Source organism: Acidovorax sp. GW823-FHT02H02 (assembly GCF_058797075.1).
Window position 1 is genome coordinate 86,807 of the sequence record NZ_JBXAJH010000016.1, and the last position, 19,673, is coordinate 106,479.

The following is a 19,673-nucleotide window of genomic DNA, read 5'->3' on the forward strand; positions in this document are numbered from 1 at the left end:
TCAAGAGGAGCCCATGGCCATTTCCCACCAACCACCAGCGTTGAGGGCGCTCACGCCTTGGACATTGGCGTTGCTTGCCGGAGCCGCCTTCGCGCAAACCCCCCTGGATGCCGGGGCATCCAGGGCCGTTTTGCCGACGCAGTTGCAGTATTCGTCGACCATGAGCGACTACCAAGCCTATAAGGATCAGCCGGTGCAGTCCTGGCGGCAGGTCAATGACCGCGTGGGCTCGATCGGCGGCTGGCGCGCCTATGCGAAGGAGGTCCAGACAGGTGTTCCCGCGTCCGCCCGGGATGCGGTTCCTGCGAACGACCCGCACACCGGTCATCACGGCGGAGGTAAGCCATGATGCGTTTGCGTGCCACACATGCCAGACTGGCGTTGTCCGCGCTCGGACTGGCGGTGCTGACGGGCTGCGCCAGCGTCAGCCTGGACCAGAACATCACTCGTGTGAATGACGAAGCGGGCAGCTTCACGGAGGGCCAGCTCGCCTTGGCTCTCACCCAGGAAGAGCGCGATCAGCGGGCGGAGGTTGCGCGGAATCTGCTGGCCCAGCCTCTGGGGCAGAAGGAGGCGGTACAGGTCGCGTTGGTGAACAGCCCGTCCCTGCAGGCGCTGTTGGCTCAAGGTTGGGCGGAATCCGCTGGCGCCGCGCAAGCGGGCCGGATTACCAATCCTATTTTCAGTTTTGAACGCATGACGGCCGGCCCAGAACTGGAACTGGCTCGCGCGCTTTCCTTTGGCTTGTTGGATTTGCTGACACTGCCGTCGCGGTACGGTGTCGCCAACCGGCTGATGGAGCAATCCCAGCTGCGTTTGACCAGCGAAGTCGTGGATCAGGTCACCCTGGTGCGCCAGGCGTGGGTGCGTGCCGTTGTCGCACAGCAATCGTTCAAGTATGCCAAGCAGGTCTATGCCAGCGCGGAGGCTGGAGCGGAACTGGCCAAGCGCATGCAAGCCGCGGGAAACTTCAACCGCATCACCCGCGCACGCGAGCAAGCCTTCTACGCCGACGCTGCCACCCGGCTGAGCACGGCCCAGCACCAAGTCACCTCCAGCCGGGAAGAGCTGGTTCGTTTGTTGGGGCTGGATGAAGGACAGGTGCAGACGCTCAAGCTGCCCGAACGCTTGCCCGATCTGCCCAAACAGCCACTGGACCCGCAGGCGATCGGATCGCAGGCGACTCGGGCGCGTCTGGATATACGCCTGGCGCAGTCTGCAATGGATGCTGCTGCCAAGGCACAGGGCTTGAACAGCGTGACCAGTTTCACGGATATCGAGCTCACCGGGCGGCGCAACACCACGTTCGACAATGCCGAAGGCACCCGCTCCACCGCGCGGGGCTGGGAGATCGCGCTACGCCTGCCCATCTTTGATTGGGGGGGGATGCAGCGCGCGTCGATGAACGCCCGCACCCTGGCGGCGGCGAACCAGCTCGAAGCCACGGTGCGCTCCGCAGGTTCAAACCTGCGCGAAAGCTACTCCGCCTACCGCACCGCGTACGACGTGGCGCGCCACTATCACGATGAAGTCGTGCCGCTGCGCAAGGTGATCTCGGAAGAGAACCAGCTTCTCTACAACGGCATGCTGATCAGCACATTCGAGTTGCTGGCCGATGCGCGCGATCAGGTCAGCGCCGTTGTCGCAGCCATGGATGCACAGCAGCAGTTCTGGCTGGCCGATGCGGCCTTGCAGGCTTCCCTGATCGGGCGCCCTACCAGCACCCGCTTATCCGCCACATCCAGCGCGCCCACCGGCGGCGATGCCGGCCATTGATGCAGAGACGATTGCAATGACATCCAGAAGAGATTTTTTCAAGTTCGCCGGGATTGCCGGTGGGGCTGTGGCGGCCAGTTCGGTCAGCCGCGTGGCCATGGCGGCCCTGCCCGAGCCGGTCATTCAGTCCAGCCCGAACACGATGGCTCCGCTCGTGCCCAATTCCGGTCGGCCGTACAACCCTGTGGTCACGCTCAACGGCTGGACCCTGCCGTGGCGCATGAACCAGGGCGTCAAGGAGTTCCACCTGGTGGCCGAGCCGGTGGTCCGTGAGATGGCGCCTGGCATGAAAGCCCACCTGTGGGGCTACAACGGCCAGAGCCCTGGCCCCACGATCGAGGTGGTGGAAGGTGACCGCGTGCGCATCTTCGTCACCAACAAACTCCCTGAGCACACCAGCATCCACTGGCATGGGCAGCGCCTGCCCAGTGGCATGGATGGTGTTGCCGGCTTGACGCAACCGGCAATCCAGCCGGGCGACACCTTTGTCTATGAGTTTGTAGCGCGCCGGCCCGGCACGTTCATGTACCACCCGCATGCGGACGAGATGGTGCAGATGGCCATGGGCATGATGGGTTTCTGGGTCACACACCCGAAAGCCAGGCACCCCTTGATCGACGAAGTGCAGCGGGATTTCTGTTTCCTGCTGAGTAGCTACGACATCGAGCCGGGGGCCGCGACGCCCAAGGTCGCGGAAATGACCAACTTCAATATGTGGACATGGAACAGCCGCATCTTTCCGGGCATCGACTCCTTGAATGTTCGCCTCCATGACAAGGTCCGCATCCGCGTCGGCAACCTCACCATGACCAATCATCCGATGCACGTGCACGGACACGAGTTCGTTGTCACGGGTACCGATGGCGGCCCCACGCCCAAAAGCGCACGCTGGCCCGAGGTGACCGCCGACGTGGCCGTGGGCCAGATGCGCCAGATCGAGTTCGTGGCCGACGAGGAGGGTGACTGGGCCTTCCACTGCCACAAGAGCCATCACACCATGAACGCCATGGGGCACAACATTCCCACACTCATCGGCGTGGACCACAGCGGCCTGGCCAGGAAGATCAACAACCTCATCCCGGACTACATGGCCATGGGCGAGCGTGGCATGGCGGACATGGCCGAGATGGAAATGCCCATCCCGGACAACACCATTCCCATGATGACTGGCCAGGGGCCATTCGGTTCGGTGGAAATGGGAGGCATGTTCAGCGTGCTCAAGGTACGCCGTGACCAGAAGCCCGGCGACTACAAAGACCCGGGTTGGTTCAAACACCCCGAAGGCACTGTGGCGCGAAAGTACACGGGCCCCATCGCTGAGCCTGCACGCTTCAGTGCCGAAGGCGGGCAGTCCATGCCGCGTGTTCGCAAGCCTGCAGCACCGACCGAAGTCAACGTACGCAAGCCGACATCACATGGCGAGCATTGAGCTTGTCTTTCATTTCTGATTTGGAGTTCATCCATGAAATTCACCTGGTCCCATACCTTCCGACTCTTCGCCATGCTTGCGTTTGCCACTTCGGGGGCCGCCTTCGCCAGCGGCAGCCATACGGGGGGCCATGACCATAATGGGGATGAGACGGCCATCGGCAAGCCCGGTTTGACCGCCAAGGTCCGCCGCACGATCACCATCGAGATGAGCGACAACATGCGCTACACACCGTCGAACATCCAGGTCAAACAGGGCGAAACCGTGCGCTTCATCGTCAAGAACGTCGGCCAGGTCAAGCACGAACTCAGCCTGGGCACCGAGAAGGAACTGCTGGAGCATCTGGAGCAGATGAAGAAATTCCCCGACATGGAACATGACGAGCCCAACAAGGTGACGTTGCAGCCTGGCAAGCAGGGCGACATCATTTGGCAGTTCACCAAGGCCGGGTCCGTGAACTTTGCATGCCTGATGCCTGGCCACTACGAAGCAGGCATGAAGGGCGTCGTCCGGGTGGGCCGCAAGTGATGGCTTCGATACAGCGCGCCCGCCCATAGATAAATAGATCCATCCATTCATACTTAGAGGACACCATGCACACCATCAAGAACATTCTTGCCATCTCCGCTCTTGCCATGGGCATAGCCATGCCCGTCAGCAGTTTTGCTCAAGCGACGATGGATCACGGCAAGATGGCGATGTCCCACGCATCGGACTCCATGACCGACGGCGAGGTGAAGAAAGTCGATCCGGACAACGGCAAGGTCACCCTCAAGCACGGCGAGATCAAGAACCTGGACATGCCCGGCATGACCATGGTCTTCACAGTCCGCGACAAGGGCCAGCTTGCCACGCTCAAGCCCGGTGATAAGGTGCAGTTCGTGGTCATCCAGGAGGGCGGCAAGATGGTCGTCACCGACATCCAGCCCGTGCGCTGAGCAAAGAAGCAACCACGCCGTGCCGCCGGACGCGGCAACCCCAGTCAACTCTCACAGCAGGAAGGAAGCATCATGATTCACATTCGCCACTCTCTGATCGGCCTCTGTATCGCCGCCGCCTCCGCAGGCGTATTGGCACAAGGTGCGGACGAGCACAAGGATCACCACCCGGCGGACGCTGCCGCCCCTGCGGCAACCGCGGTGCCAGCACCTGCCGCAGCACTGCCATCGCCGGGCCGGGCCATGGGCTCGGGTGACATGGCCGCCATGGACCGGCAAATGCAGGCCATGCAGGTCATGCACGAGAAGATGGCCGCCGCCAAGACGCCCCAGGAGCGCCAGGCATTGATGGCTGAGCACATGAAGACCATGCAGGACGGGATGCGCATGATGGAGTCGATGCAAGGGCAGATGGCATCGGGCCAGCCATCCACCGGCATGACGAACATGCAGCGCGATCCACAGATGATGGACAAGCGCATGTCCATGATGGAGTCGATGATGCAGATGATGATGGATCGCATGCCGACCACGCCAACCAAATAACGCATCCACTGAATTGGGGGGACACCATGAACCATCAACACGACGGACACGATTCACCCCCCAGCTTCTGGCGTTCTCGCTATGCCATAGGCCTTGTGGTGATCGGTGCCGTGGCGGCGTATTTCCTGTGGACAGAACACCTCGCGCACGTTGTCGGGGCGCTGCCTTTTCTCCTGCTTCTCGCCTGCCCGCTGATGCATGTCTTCATGCACGGCGGCCATGGTGACCATGGTCACCATGGCCAGGGCAAGCCTGGTGCGTCGAAAACTGCCGAATCACGCAAGGAAGGGGATCCACGATGAACCACACCGAATCTGCGTACGGCCTGTGGTCGCTGGTCATCATCAATTCAGCGATCTTCATCATGTTCGCTTTCAGCTTTTTCAAGCCTGCGACGGCCCGTGACTGGAGGACGTTTGGCGCATTCGCAGCCTTCATCGTTGCTCTGTTCGTGGAGATGTATGGCTTCCCGCTGACGATCTATCTGCTGTCGGGCTGGCTGCAAACCAAGTTCCCCAACCTGGATCTGCTCTCCCACACCTCGGGTCACTTGTGGTCCACCCTGTTGGGCGAAAAGGGCGATCCGCATTTTGGCGTTTTGCACATCGCCAGCTACGTTTTTCTGGGCTTTGGTTTCTACCTGTTGTCCACCGCGTGGAATGTGCTGTACCACGCCCAGCGTCGCCAGTCGCTTGCTACAGCAGGCCCCTACGCACGCATTCGCCACCCGCAGTACGTGGCTTTTGTCATGATTTTGCTGGGCTTCCTGCTGCAGTGGCCCACGTTGCTGACCTTGGCCATGTTCCCGGTCTTGCTCCTGATGTACGGACGTCTGGCCATCACCGAAGAGCACGAAATGCGCAAACAGTTTGGTGCTGAGTACGACACTTACGCCCAGCGCACACCACGGTTTCTCCCCCGCATGGGCAAGGCCCAGTCGAAAACTGACTCCGTGTCAAACAGATGATCTAGAGTTTTCCCCTGGCGGTACACGTTTCATTGTCTAGGAGTTTGAAATATGAGCACGATGGATCTGCAAGTCGAGGGCATGAGCTGTGGCGCATGTGTCAAGCACGTCACGCAGGCGTTGCAGCCGCTGGCGGGGGTCCGCGGGGTGGAGGTCGATCTCTCGTCTGGCCTTGTGCGGGTGAGCGGGGAACTGGCGCAGGGCAGCGCGCCTTTGTTGGTGGCCTTGAGGGATGCGGGCTACCCCGCGAAGCTGGCCACAGATGCGTCCACTCCCGTTGCCACCTCGCAGCCCAAAGCCTCGGGTTGCCACAACGGCGGAGCGGGGGGCTGCGGTTGCCGATAACGGCCACTGCATTCATTTCCGATCAACCGGGCGGGCGCGTCCGCGCCCCATACCTCTTGCGAGCAACTCTGAAGGAGCAACGCCATGGATCAGCCTGACCACAACGCCCATACGCCATCGTTTTGGCGCCGCCCCGCCGGTATGGCGCTGGCAACGGCGGCCTTGATCGCCGGTTTTTTCCTGCTGCGAGAGCACTGGGGCCATGTTCTGGGTTATTGGCCCTACCTGCTGCTGCTCGCCTGCCCGCTCATGCACCTGATGCACGGCCACGGCGGCCATGGTGGGCACGGCAACCATGCGCAGCCGCCCCGGCGCACCCACAACGACAAGGAATAAGCAATGGACACGCATGCACACCACCATCACGGCAGCCACCCCCTTGCCGAGCCAGCCCCGCCAACGGATCTGAAGGATCCGGTGTGCGGCATGACCGTTACGGAGCAGTCTGAACACCATTCGACGCACGAAGGCCGGCCCTACTATTTCTGTAGCGCCAAGTGCCAAGGCAAGTTCGCGGCGAACCCACTGCAGTACCTGGTATCTGCAGCGCCCGCGGACACCGCGCCAGAGCCGGCCGGCACCATCTACACCTGCCCCATGCACCCCGAGGTGCGGCAAGATCACCCAGGCAATTGTCCGAAGTGCCAGATGCGCCTGGTTCCGGAGGGAGATGCCGTCTCATCGCACGAACATGGCCACAATCCTCCCCATAAGCCGCAGCCAGTTGCGCCCGCGGACACCGCGCCAGAGCCGGCCGGCACTATCTACACCTGCCCCATGCACCCCGAGGTGCGCCAAGACCATCCAGGCACCTGTCCCAAGTGCGGCATGACATTGGAGCCCATCATTCCCCTGGACGAGGAAGACAACCATGAACTGAAGGATTTTCAGCGCCGCTTCTGGTGGACACTGCCCTTCACGTTCATCGTCACCATTCTTGCAATGTTCGGCCATCGCCTGGGATGGTTTGACCTGAAAGTGCAGACTTGGCTTGAACTGGCGCTGTCCCTGCCAGTCGTTTTGTGGACTGGCTGGCCATTTTTTGTACGCGGCTGGCAATCCCTCGTCCTGCGCAGCCCCAACATGTGGACCTTGATTGGTCTGGGTACGGGCGCGGCCTTTCTCTACAGCCTGGTGGCCACCCTGGCACCGGGCGTGTTCCCGGATTCGTTCGTCTCCATGGGGCGTGTGGCTGTGTACTACGAGGCGGCCGTGGTCATCATCTCGCTGACCATGCTGGGCCAGATCATCGAGTTGAAGGCCCGCTCGCAAACCTCTGCGGCGATCAAGGCGCTGCTCGGTTTGGCGCCCAAGACGGCACGCCGCATCAATGCGGACGGCAGCGAAGAAGACGTACCCCTGAACCATGTGCACGTCGGAGACCTGCTGCGCATTCGCCCCGGCGAGAAAGTGCCGGTCGATGGCATCGTGACCGAGGGCAGCAGCGCTGTCGATGAGTCCATGCTGACCGGTGAGCCTGTGCCGGTGACCAAACGCATTGGTGACAATGTCATTGGTGCCACGATGAACACCAGTGGGGCCTTGGTGATGCGCTCCGAGAAAGTCGGCGCGGCCACCATGCTGTCGCAGATTGTTCAGATGGTGGCCAATGCACAGCGCTCGAAGGCGCCCATGCAGCGCATGGCGGATGTGGTTGCCGGGAAGTTTGTTCTCGTGGTGGTGCTCATCGCCATTGCCACCTTCTTTGTCTGGGGTTTGTTCGGTCCGGAGCCTAGTTGGGTGTTTGGCCTGATCAATGCCGTCGCCGTGCTGATCATCGCCTGCCCCTGTGCGCTGGGGCTGGCCACGCCCATGTCGGTGATGGTCGCCACGGGTCGGGCAGCCACGCAAGGCGTGCTGTTCCGGGATGCGGGTGCCATCGAAAAAATGCGCGAGGTGGATACGCTGATTGTGGACAAGACCGGCACGCTCACCGAAGGCAAACCCGCCTTTGACACCGCAGTCGGTGCCGCCGGCTATACGGCGGACGAAGTATTGCGCCTGGCTGCCAGCCTGGACCAAGGCAGCGAACATCCTTTGGCAGAGGCCATCGTCAGCGCCGCACGCGCCAAAGGCCTGGAACTGGTCAAGCCGGTGGATTTCGAGTCAGGCAGCGGGATCGGCGTGCGAGGCCTCGTCGATGGCAAGCGCCTGGTGCTGGGAAACACCGCATTGATGGCGCAGGAGGGCGTGGCGACGGATGCGCTCAAGACCGACGCTGAGCGCCTGCGCAGTGAAGGCGCCAGCGTGATGCATCTCGCCGTGGACAGACAGCTGGCGGGCATCCTGGCCGTGACCGACCCCATCAAGGCCACTACGCTGGAAGCGATCAAAGCTTTGCACGCCAGCGGCTTGCGCATCGTGATGGCGACGGGAGACGGCCTGACCACGGCCAAGGCCGTGGGGGCCAAACTTGGCATCGACGAGGTGCATGGCGAAGTCAAGCCCGCCGACAAGCTTGCGCTGGTGGAACGGCTGCAGAAAGAGGGCCACATCGTTGCCATGGCCGGCGATGGCATCAACGATGCGCCTGCGTTGGCCAAGGCCGATGTCGGCGTGGCGATGGGCACGGGCACCGACGTGGCCATGAACAGCGGCCAGGTCACGCTGGTCAAGGGCGACTTGCGCGGAATCACTGCGGCGCGCGACATCTCCACTGACACCGTTCGCAACATGCGCCAGAACCTGCTGTTCGCATTCGTTTACAACGGCATTGGGGTGCCGATTGCGGCAGGTGTTCTATACCCGTTCACGGGGTGGTTGTTGTCCCCGCTGATCGCGGCACTGGCCATGAGCATGAGTTCGGTGTCGGTGATTGGAAATGCGCTGCGTTTGCGGCGGAGCAAGAAATGATGCCGTAGTCCGGAGGAATGATGAAAACCCCCACGCCACCACCAAAACCTCAGGCCTCTCCAAGCGCCAGGCCGCGGAGGGGGAAAGCAGCGATACAAAGGGAGCAACGCCTGGCGGAGGATCTGCAACCAGCCGTCCTGGACCATTCCGAGGAGTTGACGAAGCCTGCGGCACAGAATGCGTCCAGTGGCATGAAAGGAGCAACCGAAGCACTGTCGGCGCAGGACTTTTTTGACTACCAGCGGGACTTCTTTGAACGCTCCATCATGTTCTGGGACACGCTTCGCCAACGCGCGAACAACATGCTGGAGCACGAACGAGCCGGGTTGCCGCCGCTTTTGGACTTCAAGTATGAAACGCTGCTGGACGCGCGCAGCTTCGAGCGGCCGGTCAACTATGCACTGCTGCGCATCACCGAAATAGACGTGCATTGCTGGGACGACTGCGTCGATCCTGAAAAACCTCCGGTCATTGTTGTCGATCCACGCGCCGGCCATGGCCCCGGTATTGGCGGCTTCAAGCGCGACTCTGAAGTCGGAATGGCCATGCGTGAGGGCCATCCGGTCTATTTCGTCATCTTCTTTCCCGAGCCTGCCCTGGGGCAGACCCTGGCAGATGTGTTGCATGTGCTGCGGCGTTTCGTCGAAGAAGTGGCCCAACGCCATCCTGGCAAGCCTCCTGTGCTCTACGGCAACTGTCAGGCCGGGTGGGCGGTGACACTGCTGTCCGCCGACTGCGCTGGTCTGGTCGGACCGGTGGTACTCAATGGCTCGCCTTTGTCGTATTGGGCTGGCGAGTCCGGTGTCAATCCGATGCGTCTTTCCGGGGGGCTCCTGGGCGGCAGCTGGTTGGCGCATCTGACGGCTGACCTGGGCAATGGCCGTTTCGACGGGGCTTGGCTGGCGCAGAATTTCGAGAACCTCAAGCCAGAAAAGGCGATTTGGGAGAAGTACGCCCAACTCTTCACCAACGTTGACACTGAGCAGGGACGCTTTCTGGACTTTGAACGCTGGTGGAACGGTTTTTATTTCCTGAGCCGGGAAGAGATCCTCGCGATCGTTGAGAACCTGTTCATCGGCAACCAGCTGGAATCGGGCCTTTTCCAGATTTGCCAGGGTTGCACTGCGGACCTGAGGCGGATCAGGAATCCCATCGTCATCTTTGCTTCCTACGGCGACAACATCACGCCACCGCGCCAGGCGCTTGGATGGATTCCGGCTGTCTACCAAGACACCGATGATCTCCAGCGGGCCGGGCAGCGCATTGTCTACCTCACGAACCCGCACGTCGGCCATCTCGGCATTTTTGTGTCGGCCGGAGTCGCTCGTCTGGAGCACCGGGCCATCCTGGAGAGCCTGGCCGACATTGAAGCGCTGGCACCGGGCCTTTACGAAATGAAGATAGACAACCCGTCGGGTGACCCGGACTGTCATAAGCCGTCCTACCGCATCCGCTTCGAAACCCGTGATGTGGAAGACCTGAAAACCGACTACCCGCAAGAAGCCTTTGAGCGTGTGAAACAGATCTCGACATTCAACGAGGCGCTTTACCGGGCATTCGTCAGTCCCTGGGTGCAATCGTTCGCTACACCCTGGACAGCCGAAATGCTCAAGTGGCTCCATCCGATGCGCAGCAGCAGGTATGTGTTTTCAGAAGCATTCAACCCCTGGATGAGAGCGGTCAGCATGCTGGCCGAGCCGCTCGCCAGGAGCCGACAACCGCTGGCGCCGCATCACCCATTGATCGAGCGTGAGCGTAAAGCTGCGGAACAAGTAACCCAGGCGCTGGGACGACTTCGCGAAGGCCGCGACGCTGCGATCGAGCAAGCGTTTCGTCTGATGTTTCAAAGTCCTGATTTGTTCTTGAGCGTCCCGGGGACGATGGGCAAAACCGGAGACGGTGGTACAGGGCGCAACAAAGCGGACTGAGCCCTGAGCATCTGTGGTACTGCCGATACTGCGACCTGCGTACGGATGCCCGGAGCAGGTTAGAGAAGTCAGCCTGAGAAAGCTCCCCGCAAGCCAACCTTGGAGCCCATAAGAATGACGGTCATCGACATTCGAATTCAGCGAATCACGCAGCTTTACGACTCTCTGGACCCTTCGCCGCTCCATGAGAAGGCACTGAGCCATGCCGTTGAAAACTATATCGTCGACTGTGCGGGTGAGCACGGTCCGGATGAACCGCTTCGGCTTGTGGTTCATGTCCCGGTGTCCATTAAAGAGTACGAAATCGAAATCACGCGAGCGATCCACACACATTTCCAGGCGCAGCATGCGCAGTGCAGGCGCCGATATCGACGAAGGATGCGACAGGGCATGCGCTTTCTGTTCACGGGACTCACCGTTCTGGGGACGACCCTGCTTGCACGTGCCTTGTTGGTTCATCCTGGCAACAGCAAAGTGCTTGTTGCCATCAGCGAAGGCCTGTTGATTGTTGGCTGGGTGGCGATGTGGCGCCCGATCGAGGTGCTCCTGTTCGAGCGTGTTGAAAACCACCAGAACATGGCGCTTTTTGACCGTCTTTCCCGAATCGACGTGGAGTTCGCCCTTGATGCGACTGCGTTTGGCACAGGGGAGAACAGTGGCGAAACCGGTGACTTGCGGACACCGGCCTTGTTGCCTTGACGGGTGCTCCTGTCCGTTGGTGGAACAACCCATCGGGCCCTCAAACGCGCCAATGTTCATCATGGGCCCCTGGGTCCCGTCCCAGAAATTCCTGACAGGAATGTAATTTTTGAAACACCTTTCCGTTAGCCGTCGGCTCGCAAAATACACAACGTGCATTCGCACAAGGCGGGCGGATTCAGATTGGAAGCGCAACATCCTGGATTTCAGTGGGCGAGGGTAGGGTGCTGCGTGAGGAAATTATGTTGGACACAGATTGGACCGAAGTGGTGGATCAGTTGAATGTCGACTTGCACTTTCCCTGTGGGGCGGTCGTGATGCCTGGCGTGCGAAATATGCTGCAGGGGGCTATGCAGGTCATCCACGGAGAGCGTCGATGAATGGCTACGAACTACCACCTGACGCTTCAGGCCTGGTCGCCGCGCTTGCTGTCGGTCTGGTGATTGGCCTGGAACGCGGCTGGCACGACCGCGAATTGCCGGAGGGAGGGCGGGTTGCCGGTCTGCGCACCTTTGCCCTGACCGGACTGCTCGGTGGTGTGCTTGGGCATCTGCAGCCAGTTTTCGGCGCCTGGCCTTTGCTGGGTGCGCTGCTCGGACTCTCCTTGCTGCTGACGGTGTCCTACGCCCGAAATGCCAAACTGACTGGCAACCTGAGCGCAACCACCCCGGTGGCGATGCTGCTCACTTTGGTCCTGGGCGCCTTTGCGGCACACGGCCACATCACCTTGGCGTTGTCGGCAGCGGTGATTGGCGCTGTGTTGCTGGACCTTAAGCCGACCTTGCACGGTTGGTTGCGCTTGATCGATCACCGCGAGTTGACGGCATCGCTACAACTGCTGGTGTTGTCCATGGTCATCCTGCCTTACCTGCCCAATACGGTCCTGGGGCCCTATGGCGCGCTCAATCCGTACCAGCTGTGGTGGGCCGTCATCCTGATTGCGGGCCTGTCGCTGACGGGCCACTTTGCCATGCGGATCACCGGCGCGCAAAGGGGTGTGCTGTGGACCGGGATTCTGGGAGGGCTGGCCTCTTCCACGGCCGCCACATTGGCCTTGGCCCGCTATGCACGCGAGCAGCCTTCGCTGGCCGGCGCGGCGGCTGCTGGCACGTTGGCCTCGTGCGGCGTCATGTTTTTTCGCATGGTCGTTCTGCTGGGCGTCATCCAGCCGAAGTTGGTGTCCACCTTCGGCAGCGCCCTGGCAGTCACTGGCGTGGTGCTGCTGTGTATTGCGCTATGGCGGTGGCGCAAACTGGACCGTACCGCAGTGGGGGAGGGCGCTATCGGCGCGATGGCGCCATTCGACCTTGGCACTGCGCTCGGCTTTGGTGTGTTGCTTGCTGTCATGAGTGTCCTGGTGCCCGCGGCAAAGCAGTGGCTGGACACCAGCGGCCTCTATGTGTTGTCGGCGGTTTCTGGCCTGGCGGACGTGGACGCGATCTTGATCTCGCTCGCTCGGCTGCATGGTGCCGGGGGATTGTCAACGGTGGCCACCGTCACGGCGCTCGGTCTCGCGACGTTGGCAAACATGGTGACCAAGGCTGGCATCGCCTGGACGACGGGTGGGGCGCAGGTCGGTAAATCGGTTGTTCTCGGCTACCTGGGCGCGATGGCGTGCGGAGCGGTCGTATTGGCGTTGAGCGTGACGCTTTCGTGAGCCTCACCAGCCACGTTTTCCGAATTCTTGTGTTTGAACAATAGGGATCACCGCTATGGAAAAGTCATTTCATCGTTTCTCTGAACTGTTTGCCCAGCTCGGCTTGCGCACGGGCGAGGCCGGCATTGGGGCGTTCCTGAAGGCGCATTCACCACTTCCGACCGATGTGCTGCTGGCCGATGCGCCGTTCTGGACGCCAGCGCAGGCGACGCTTTTGCGCGAAGAACTTCTGGAAGATGCGGACTGGGCCGAAGTCATTGACCGGTTGAATGTTGCCTTGCGTGCACCCAGGGGGCGGTCATGATGCCTGTGAGGAATCGCCTGTCGTTGGGTGTGGTACTGGTGTCTCTTGTGCTGAGCCCGATGGTTTACGCGCAAGAGGTCAAGCTGGGGTCGAGTGTCGAAGGGTTGCTGCAAGCGGCCAGGGAGCGAAACCCCGAAGTCGCCAGTATGCGTTTTGATGCGGATGCGGCAGCAGAACGCGTCGTGCCTGCGGGCGCCTTGCCGGACCCCAAGTTCCGAACCGAATTGCGTGACATCACGCGCATGGGGGCACAAAACCCCACCCTGCTGCCAGGGCGCGTGGGAAGTACCCGCTACCTGCTGATGCAGGATCTGCCCTGGATGGGTAAACGCGGTCTGAAGCGCGAGGTGGCTCAGTCGCAAGCAGAAGCCGCGAGAAGCCGTGCAGCAGGCACCTGGATTGAACTGGCCGGCAAGATCAAGACAACGTATGCCGAGCTCTATTACCTGGATCAGAACGAACGTTTGTCGCGCGAAATATTGGACCTGATGGCGCGGCTGGAAAAGGTTGCCCAGGTCCGCTACGCGGGCGGGCTTGCTGCGCAACAGGACGTGATCCGTGCGCAGGTGGAGCAGTCCACCATGCGCAACGAACTGATTGCACTGGACGCGGAGCGCCGCCAGCTCCAGGCCCGACTGAATGCTCTCGTGGGGCGTCCGACTTCGGAGTCTTTGGCGGCACCCGAGCAGATCCGTGCATTGCCGCCGCTGGAGCAAGTCAGCTTCGCGGCCCTGGAGGTGCGCGCCCGGATGAACAATCCGCTGCTGCGCACGGAAGAGTCCCAGATCAGGGCTGCCGAGAAGAGCCGCGAGTTGGCCTACAAGAACCGCTATCCCGACTTCAACGTCGGCATCTCTCCGATTCAGTACCGGGGATCGGTCAAAGAGTGGGAATTGATGGTCGAGGTGAACATTCCCCTGCAGCAAGACGCGCGGCGCGCCCAGGAGCGGGAGTCCGAGGCGATGTTGGCCGCTGCGCGCTCACGCCAGGAAGTTGTCACGAACCAGGTCTTGGCAGACCTTTACGCCAACGTGGCAGGTTTCGAGTCTGCCCGGCGTTCGCTGGCGTTGACGACGGACAGCCTCTTGCCGCAATCCGAGTTGACCTTCCGCTCGGCGCTGGCCGGATACCAGACGGGCAAGGTGGATTTTGCAACCTTGCTGGATGCGCAGCGCCAAATTCGCCAAACCAAATTGAATCAGATCAAAGCCGGAGTAGACGCACAGAAGCGGCTTGCCAGCATTGAAAGCATCGTGGGGGAAGAACAATGACAACAGGGTTCAAGGCAGGCGTGCTCTTGGCTATCGTCGCCGCGGGGTTGGCGGCGGGCGGTGGCTATTGGATGGGGCAGCGCCCATCCGAAGTCCGCAGTGGTGACCAGACTGCGTCGCCGGGCGCTTCTGATGTTTCCGCCAAGAAGGAGCGCAGGGTGCTTTTCTACCGTAACCCGATGGGGCTGCCCGACACTTCTCCCACACCGAAAAAAGATCCGATGGGGATGGATTACATCCCGGTCTACGAGGGAGAGCAGGAAGAAGCCCAAACCAGTTCCAACCAGATTCGCATCAGTACCGAAAAGATTCAGAAACTCGGCGTTCGCACCGAGGAGGCCATTCTGCGTTCACTGGACAAGGTGGTGCGATCTGCCGGACGCATCGAACCAGACGAGCGCCAGACCTTCACCATCGCTGCCAAATTTGAGGGTTACGTCGAGCGTCTGCATGTCAACGTCACAGGACAGGCTGTGAGCAAGGGGCAGCCGCTGTTCGAAGTCTATAGTCCCGAACTGGTGTCCGCTCAACGCGAGTACGCCATTGCAGCACAGGGCGTCGATGCGTTGAAGGATGCCTCGGGTGAGGCACAGCGTGGCATGCGTGAGCTGGCTGACTCCAGCCTGGCGCGGCTTCGCAATTGGGACATTTCGGACGAGCAAGTCAAGGCCTTGGCCAAATCTGGCGAATCCCGCCGCACGCTGACATTCCGCTCCCCGGTGGCTGGGATCATCACCGACAAGAAGGCCGTCCAAGGCATGCGTTTCATGCCGGGTGAAATGCTCTACCAGGTTGCAAACCTGTCCTCGGTCTGGGTGATCGCGGATGTTTTCGAGCAAGACATCGGATTGGTCAAGTTGGGGGGCAAAGCCAGGGTGCAGATCAATGCCTACCCAGACAAGGTGTTCCAGGGGGCAGTCAGTTATGTGTACCCCACCCTGAAGCCTGAAACCCGAACGGTGCAGGTGCGCGTCGATTTGTTGAACACGGGTGGCTTGCTCAAACCGGGCATGTTTGCCCAGGTGGAACTTCCGACCGCCAGCAAGGGCACTGTGTTGACAGTGCCGACTTCGGCCGTGATTGACAGCGGCACGCGCCAGATCGTCCTGGTGCAGCTCAAGGAAGGCCGATTCGAACCCCGCGATGTCAAAGTGGGCGCACGCAGCGACGACCGCATTGAAGTCATCGAAGGCGTACGCGAGGGAGAGCAGGTGGTAATCGCTGCCAATTTCCTGATCGATGCAGAAAGCAACCTCAAGGCGGCCGTGGGGGGCTTTGGGCACTCCTCACATGGGACCAAGCCGGACGCACAAGGCACCCCGGATGCGGGCAAGCCTGCTGCCTCCGTCGGGCACCAGGGTGAGGGCAGGGTGGATGAGTTGGATACCAAGGCCGGCATGGTCACCATTGCCCATGGCCCCATACCTACCCTCAAATGGCCCGCGATGTCGATGGAGTTCAAGGTCTCCAACAACGGGTTGCTGGCGGGCATGAAGCCTGGCGCATTGGTCGCCTTCGAGTTTGTGGAGCGTGGGCAGGGCGAATGGGTGATCACCTCCGTGAAACCCGTGGGCAACGCGGCGGCCAATGCGCACACCGGCCATAACTGACCGTCAGGGAACACCATGCTCGCGAAGATCATTGACTGGTCGGGAAACAACCGCTTCCTGGTACTGCTGGCCACCCTTTTTGTCATTGCCGGGGGGGTGTTCGCGGTACTGCGAACACCGCTGGACGCGCTGCCGGACTTGTCCGACGTGCAGGTCATCGTCTACACCGAATACCCTGGACAAGCGCCCCAGGTGGTCGAGGACCAGGTCACCTATCCGTTGACCACATCCATGCTGTCGGTACCCAAGTCCAAAGTGGTGCGAGGTTTTTCGTACTTTGGAGCGTCCTTCGTTTACATCATCTTCGAGGATGGCACAGACATCTATTGGGCACGTTCGCGCGTGCTGGAATACCTCAACTTCGCATCCAGCCGAATGCCCAAGGGCGTCACGCCGCAAATCGGCCCTGACGCCACTGGCGTGGGTTGGGTCTACCAGTACGCGTTGCTTGCCAAGGACAAGACCCTGGCCGAGTTGCGCACATTGCAAGATTGGTACCTGCGCTATCAGCTGACCAAGGCACATGGCGTTGCCGAGGTGGCATCCATTGGTGGTTTTGTCCAAACCTACCAGGTCACCGTCGATCCGGTGAAGCTTCGGGCTTATGGCATTCCGTTGGCCAAGGTATCACAGGTTATTCGCGATTCCAATCGTGACGTCGGCGGCCGCGTCGTTGAGATGGCCGAGACGGAATACATGGTGCGCGGCAAAGGCTATTTGCGTGGCGTAGCGGACATTGAAAATCTGGTCATCAAGGCCGAAAAGGGTACGCCCGTATTGATTCGAGACATTGCCCGCGTCGAAATCGCTCCCGACGAACGGCGCGGTCTTACCGAACTCAATGGGGAGGGTGAGGTGGTCTCGGGCATCGCCATGGCCCGCTATGGCCAGAACGCCCTGGAGGTCATTCATAACCTGAAGGAGAAGATCACAGAAATTTCGGCAGGGCTGCCGCAAGGTGTCAGTATCCAGGCGGTGTACGACCGATCCGACCTGATTTATCGGGCCATCGATACGCTCAAGCGAACGCTGCTGGAGGAAAGCCTGATCGTTGCCTTGGTCTGCATGGTCTTTTTGATGCACATTCGATCAGCCCTCGTGGCTATCTTGATGTTGCCCGTGGGTGTGCTGATTTCCATCATCGCGATGCGCCTGTTGGGCATGAATTCCAACCTGATGAGCCTGGGCGGTATCGCCATTGCGATCGGTGCCATGGTGGATGCGGCCATCGTCATGATCGAGAACGCCCATAAGCATTTGGAGAGACTCCCGCCCGGGCACGACGACAAGCAGCGAGCGCAAGCCATGATCACCGCTTGCAAGGAGGTCGGCCCGGCACTGTTCTTCTCGCTGCTCATCATCACCGTGTCGTTTCTTCCCGTGTTCACGCTGGAATCACAGGAGGGACGCATGTTCTCGCCGCTGGCTTTCACCAAGACCTTCTCGATGGCGGGCGCGGCGCTGCTGTCGGTGACGCTGGTACCGGTGCTCATGATGATTTTCATTCGCGGGCGCATCATGCCGGAGTCACGTAACCCGGTGAACCGATTCTTGATCTGGGCCTACCGACCCATCATCGGCGGTGTGATGCGCTGGAAGAAGGTGACCATTGCTCTTGCCCTGATGGTGCTGGGGGTGTCGTTCTATCCGGCCAGCAAGCTAGGGTCGGAGTTCATGCCTACACTCAATGAAGGCACCTTGCTTTACATGCCCGCTTCGCTGCCTGGAATGTCGATCACCAAAGCCGCCGAGTTGCTGCAAACGCAAAACAAGATCATCAAAAGCTTTCCGGAGGTGGAATCGGTCTACGGCAAGGCAGGGCGAGCCAACACGGCCACCGACCCCGCCCCGACGGAAATGTTCGAGACGGTCATCAATCTCAAGCCTGAGTCAGCCTGGCGGTCTGGCATGACCACCGACAAATTGATCGCCGAGATGGACAAGGCGCTGCAGTTTCCGGGCGTCTCCAATGCCTGGACCATGCCCATCAAGGCGCGCATCGACATGCTGTCCACCGGTATCCGCACGCCCATTGGCATCAAGGTCTTCGGCAAGGACTTGAACGAAATGGAACGCCTGGCGCGGGAGATCGAAACCGTAGTGAAAGCGGTGCCAGGCACAACCTCGGCATTCGCGGAGCGGATCACAGGCGGTTTCTATCTCAATATCGAGCCTGACCGCACGCAGCTGGCGCGCTACGGGCTGGCAGTGGGTGATCTGCAGGAAGTCATTGGTACGGCACTCGGCGGGGACATGGTCACTACCACGGTGGAAGGGCGAGAGCGTTTTGGTGTGACGGTGCGCTACCCGCGCGAACTGCGATCCGATCCGCAGCAGATCGCTCGCGAGGTCCTGGTGCCGACCATGGATGGAGCCATGGTGCCGCTGGGCCAGGTCGCGCGCGTGGAGGTGGCCAAGGGCGCGCCGGGCATCCGTACCGAAAATGGATTGCTGTCAGCCTACATCTTTGTGGACATCCGAGAGCGTGACGTCGGTGGCTACGTCGCCGAGGCGCGCAAAGCAGTGAACGAGCAGGTCAAATTCCCGCCCGGCTACTACGCCACATGGAGCGGCCAGTTCGAGTCCATGGAGCGCGCGGTGCAGAAAATGAAGGTGGTCATTCCGGTCACCTTGCTGATCATCTTCCTGCTCCTGTACCTGAACTTCAAGCGGTTGACCGAAACCTTGATCGTCATGTTGTCGGTGCCGTTTGCCTTGGTGGGCGGTATCTGGCTCATGTGGTGGCTGGGCTACAACATGTCGGTGGCCGTCGCGGTGGGTTTCATCGCGTTGGCTGGGGTGGCGGCGGAGACGGGTGTCATCATGCTGATCTATCTCGACCATGCTTGGGAAGAGATTCAGACCCGGCGGCGTGCCGACAACAAGGAGCCTGGCGTGGCAGATCTCTATGAGGCCATCATGGAAGGCGCAGTCGAGCGGGTTCGTCCCAAGATGATGACAGTCGTTGCCATCATGGCGGGCCTGCTGCCCATCATGTGGGGGACTGGCACCGGCTCGGAAGTGATGAGCCGCATTGCCGCACCGATGGTCGGTGGCATGATTTCCTCGACCGTACTGACGCTGGCCGTGATCCCTGCGCTTTACGCGATCGTCAAGCAAGTGGAACTTCGAAGAAGGCGCGCTTGATGCAATAGGCCTCGCATGCACAAGCAACTACTCGCCCGTGGCATCCGGGTAGGCAAAAATGGTTCTGAGGTGATGGCGGGCCCGATAGAAATGAGATCCAAACATGAAAGAGGGCGCCTGCACCTCGATGGTGTCGCACTTCAGCCGTTTTTCGTACCTACTTTCTGTCGCCCGGCTACCGCCTAGGGCTCGGCCGACGTGAC

18 protein-coding genes are annotated in these 19,673 nt (G+C 60.8%); all 18 read left to right on the plus strand.

The features are described from left to right. Positions 1-13: 13 nt before the first annotated feature. Positions 14-349 (plus strand): hypothetical protein, encoded by a 336-nt coding sequence (locus AC1RDS_RS16625; RefSeq protein ID WP_348683814.1) that lies wholly within the window; start codon positions 14-16, stop codon positions 347-349. Beyond that, positions 346-1,776: a TolC family protein gene (locus AC1RDS_RS16630; RefSeq protein WP_348683816.1), complete on the plus strand. Its 1,431-nt coding sequence runs from the start codon at positions 346-348 to the stop codon at positions 1,774-1,776. The genes AC1RDS_RS16625 and AC1RDS_RS16630 overlap by 4 nt, the downstream gene beginning before the upstream one ends. A 16-nt stretch (positions 1,777-1,792) precedes the next feature. Beyond that, complete coding sequence (locus AC1RDS_RS16635) at positions 1,793-3,205, plus strand: multicopper oxidase family protein (protein ID WP_348683818.1); 1,413 nt, start codon at positions 1,793-1,795, stop codon at positions 3,203-3,205. Positions 3,206-3,238: 33 nt separating this feature from the next. Further along, complete coding sequence (locus tag AC1RDS_RS16640) at positions 3,239-3,733, plus strand: cupredoxin domain-containing protein (protein ID WP_287877809.1); 495 nt, start codon at positions 3,239-3,241, stop codon at positions 3,731-3,733. A gap of 65 nt (positions 3,734-3,798) precedes the next feature. Then, a complete protein-coding gene (locus AC1RDS_RS16645; RefSeq protein ID WP_348683820.1) occupies positions 3,799-4,143 on the plus strand; it encodes a copper-binding protein in 345 nt (114 codons plus the stop codon). 72 nt (positions 4,144-4,215) lie between these two features. After that, a complete protein-coding gene (locus tag AC1RDS_RS16650; RefSeq protein WP_092699027.1) occupies positions 4,216-4,689 on the plus strand; it encodes a hypothetical protein in 474 nt (157 codons plus the stop codon). Positions 4,690-4,715: 26 nt separating this feature from the next. Next, positions 4,716-4,991 carry a DUF2933 domain-containing protein gene (locus AC1RDS_RS16655; RefSeq protein ID WP_092699029.1) on the plus strand — a complete coding sequence of 92 codons (276 nt, stop codon included), beginning with the start codon at positions 4,716-4,718 and terminating at the stop codon, positions 4,989-4,991. Continuing rightward, positions 4,988-5,656, plus strand: coding sequence for a methyltransferase family protein (locus AC1RDS_RS16660; protein WP_092699031.1), 669 nt, complete (start codon positions 4,988-4,990; stop codon positions 5,654-5,656). The genes AC1RDS_RS16655 and AC1RDS_RS16660 overlap by 4 nt, the downstream gene beginning before the upstream one ends. A gap of 51 nt (positions 5,657-5,707) precedes the next feature. Then, the gene (locus tag AC1RDS_RS16665) at positions 5,708-6,001 is read left to right on the plus strand and encodes a heavy-metal-associated domain-containing protein (protein WP_092699033.1); all 294 of its coding nucleotides are present in this window, start codon (positions 5,708-5,710) and stop codon (positions 5,999-6,001) included. 84 nt (positions 6,002-6,085) lie between these two features. Continuing rightward, positions 6,086-6,337, plus strand: a complete 252-nt coding sequence (locus tag AC1RDS_RS16670; protein WP_092699036.1) for a DUF2933 domain-containing protein — start codon at positions 6,086-6,088, stop codon at positions 6,335-6,337. Positions 6,338-6,340: 3 nt separating this feature from the next. Beyond that, positions 6,341-8,854: a heavy metal translocating P-type ATPase gene (locus tag AC1RDS_RS16675; RefSeq protein WP_092699038.1), complete on the plus strand. Its 2,514-nt coding sequence runs from the start codon at positions 6,341-6,343 to the stop codon at positions 8,852-8,854. Between the two features lie 20 nt (positions 8,855-8,874). Then, positions 8,875-10,782, plus strand: coding sequence for a DUF3141 domain-containing protein (locus AC1RDS_RS16680; protein ID WP_287877804.1), 1,908 nt, complete (start codon positions 8,875-8,877; stop codon positions 10,780-10,782). Positions 10,783-10,896: 114 nt separating this feature from the next. Beyond that, positions 10,897-11,481: a hypothetical protein gene (locus AC1RDS_RS16685; protein ID WP_092699040.1), complete on the plus strand. Its 585-nt coding sequence runs from the start codon at positions 10,897-10,899 to the stop codon at positions 11,479-11,481. A 376-nt stretch (positions 11,482-11,857) separates the two neighbouring features. After that, positions 11,858-13,138 (plus strand): MgtC/SapB family protein, encoded by a 1,281-nt coding sequence (locus AC1RDS_RS16690; protein ID WP_348683825.1) that lies wholly within the window; start codon positions 11,858-11,860, stop codon positions 13,136-13,138. A 55-nt stretch (positions 13,139-13,193) separates the two neighbouring features. Next, entirely contained in the window at positions 13,194-13,442 is a 249-nt protein-coding gene (locus tag AC1RDS_RS16695; RefSeq protein WP_348683827.1) for a DUF2789 domain-containing protein, read from the plus strand. Beyond that, entirely contained in the window at positions 13,439-14,713 is a 1,275-nt protein-coding gene (locus AC1RDS_RS16700; protein ID WP_348683829.1) for a TolC family protein, read from the plus strand. The genes AC1RDS_RS16695 and AC1RDS_RS16700 overlap by 4 nt, the downstream gene beginning before the upstream one ends. Continuing rightward, on the plus strand, positions 14,710-16,323 hold the full coding sequence (locus AC1RDS_RS16705; RefSeq protein ID WP_348683831.1) for an efflux RND transporter periplasmic adaptor subunit: 1,614 nt from the start codon (positions 14,710-14,712) through the stop codon (positions 16,321-16,323). Before AC1RDS_RS16700 ends, AC1RDS_RS16705 begins: the two co-directional genes overlap by 4 nt. 15 nt (positions 16,324-16,338) lie before the next feature. Then, complete coding sequence (locus tag AC1RDS_RS16710) at positions 16,339-19,470, plus strand: efflux RND transporter permease subunit (protein ID WP_348683833.1); 3,132 nt, start codon at positions 16,339-16,341, stop codon at positions 19,468-19,470. Positions 19,471-19,673 lie beyond the last annotated feature (203 nt).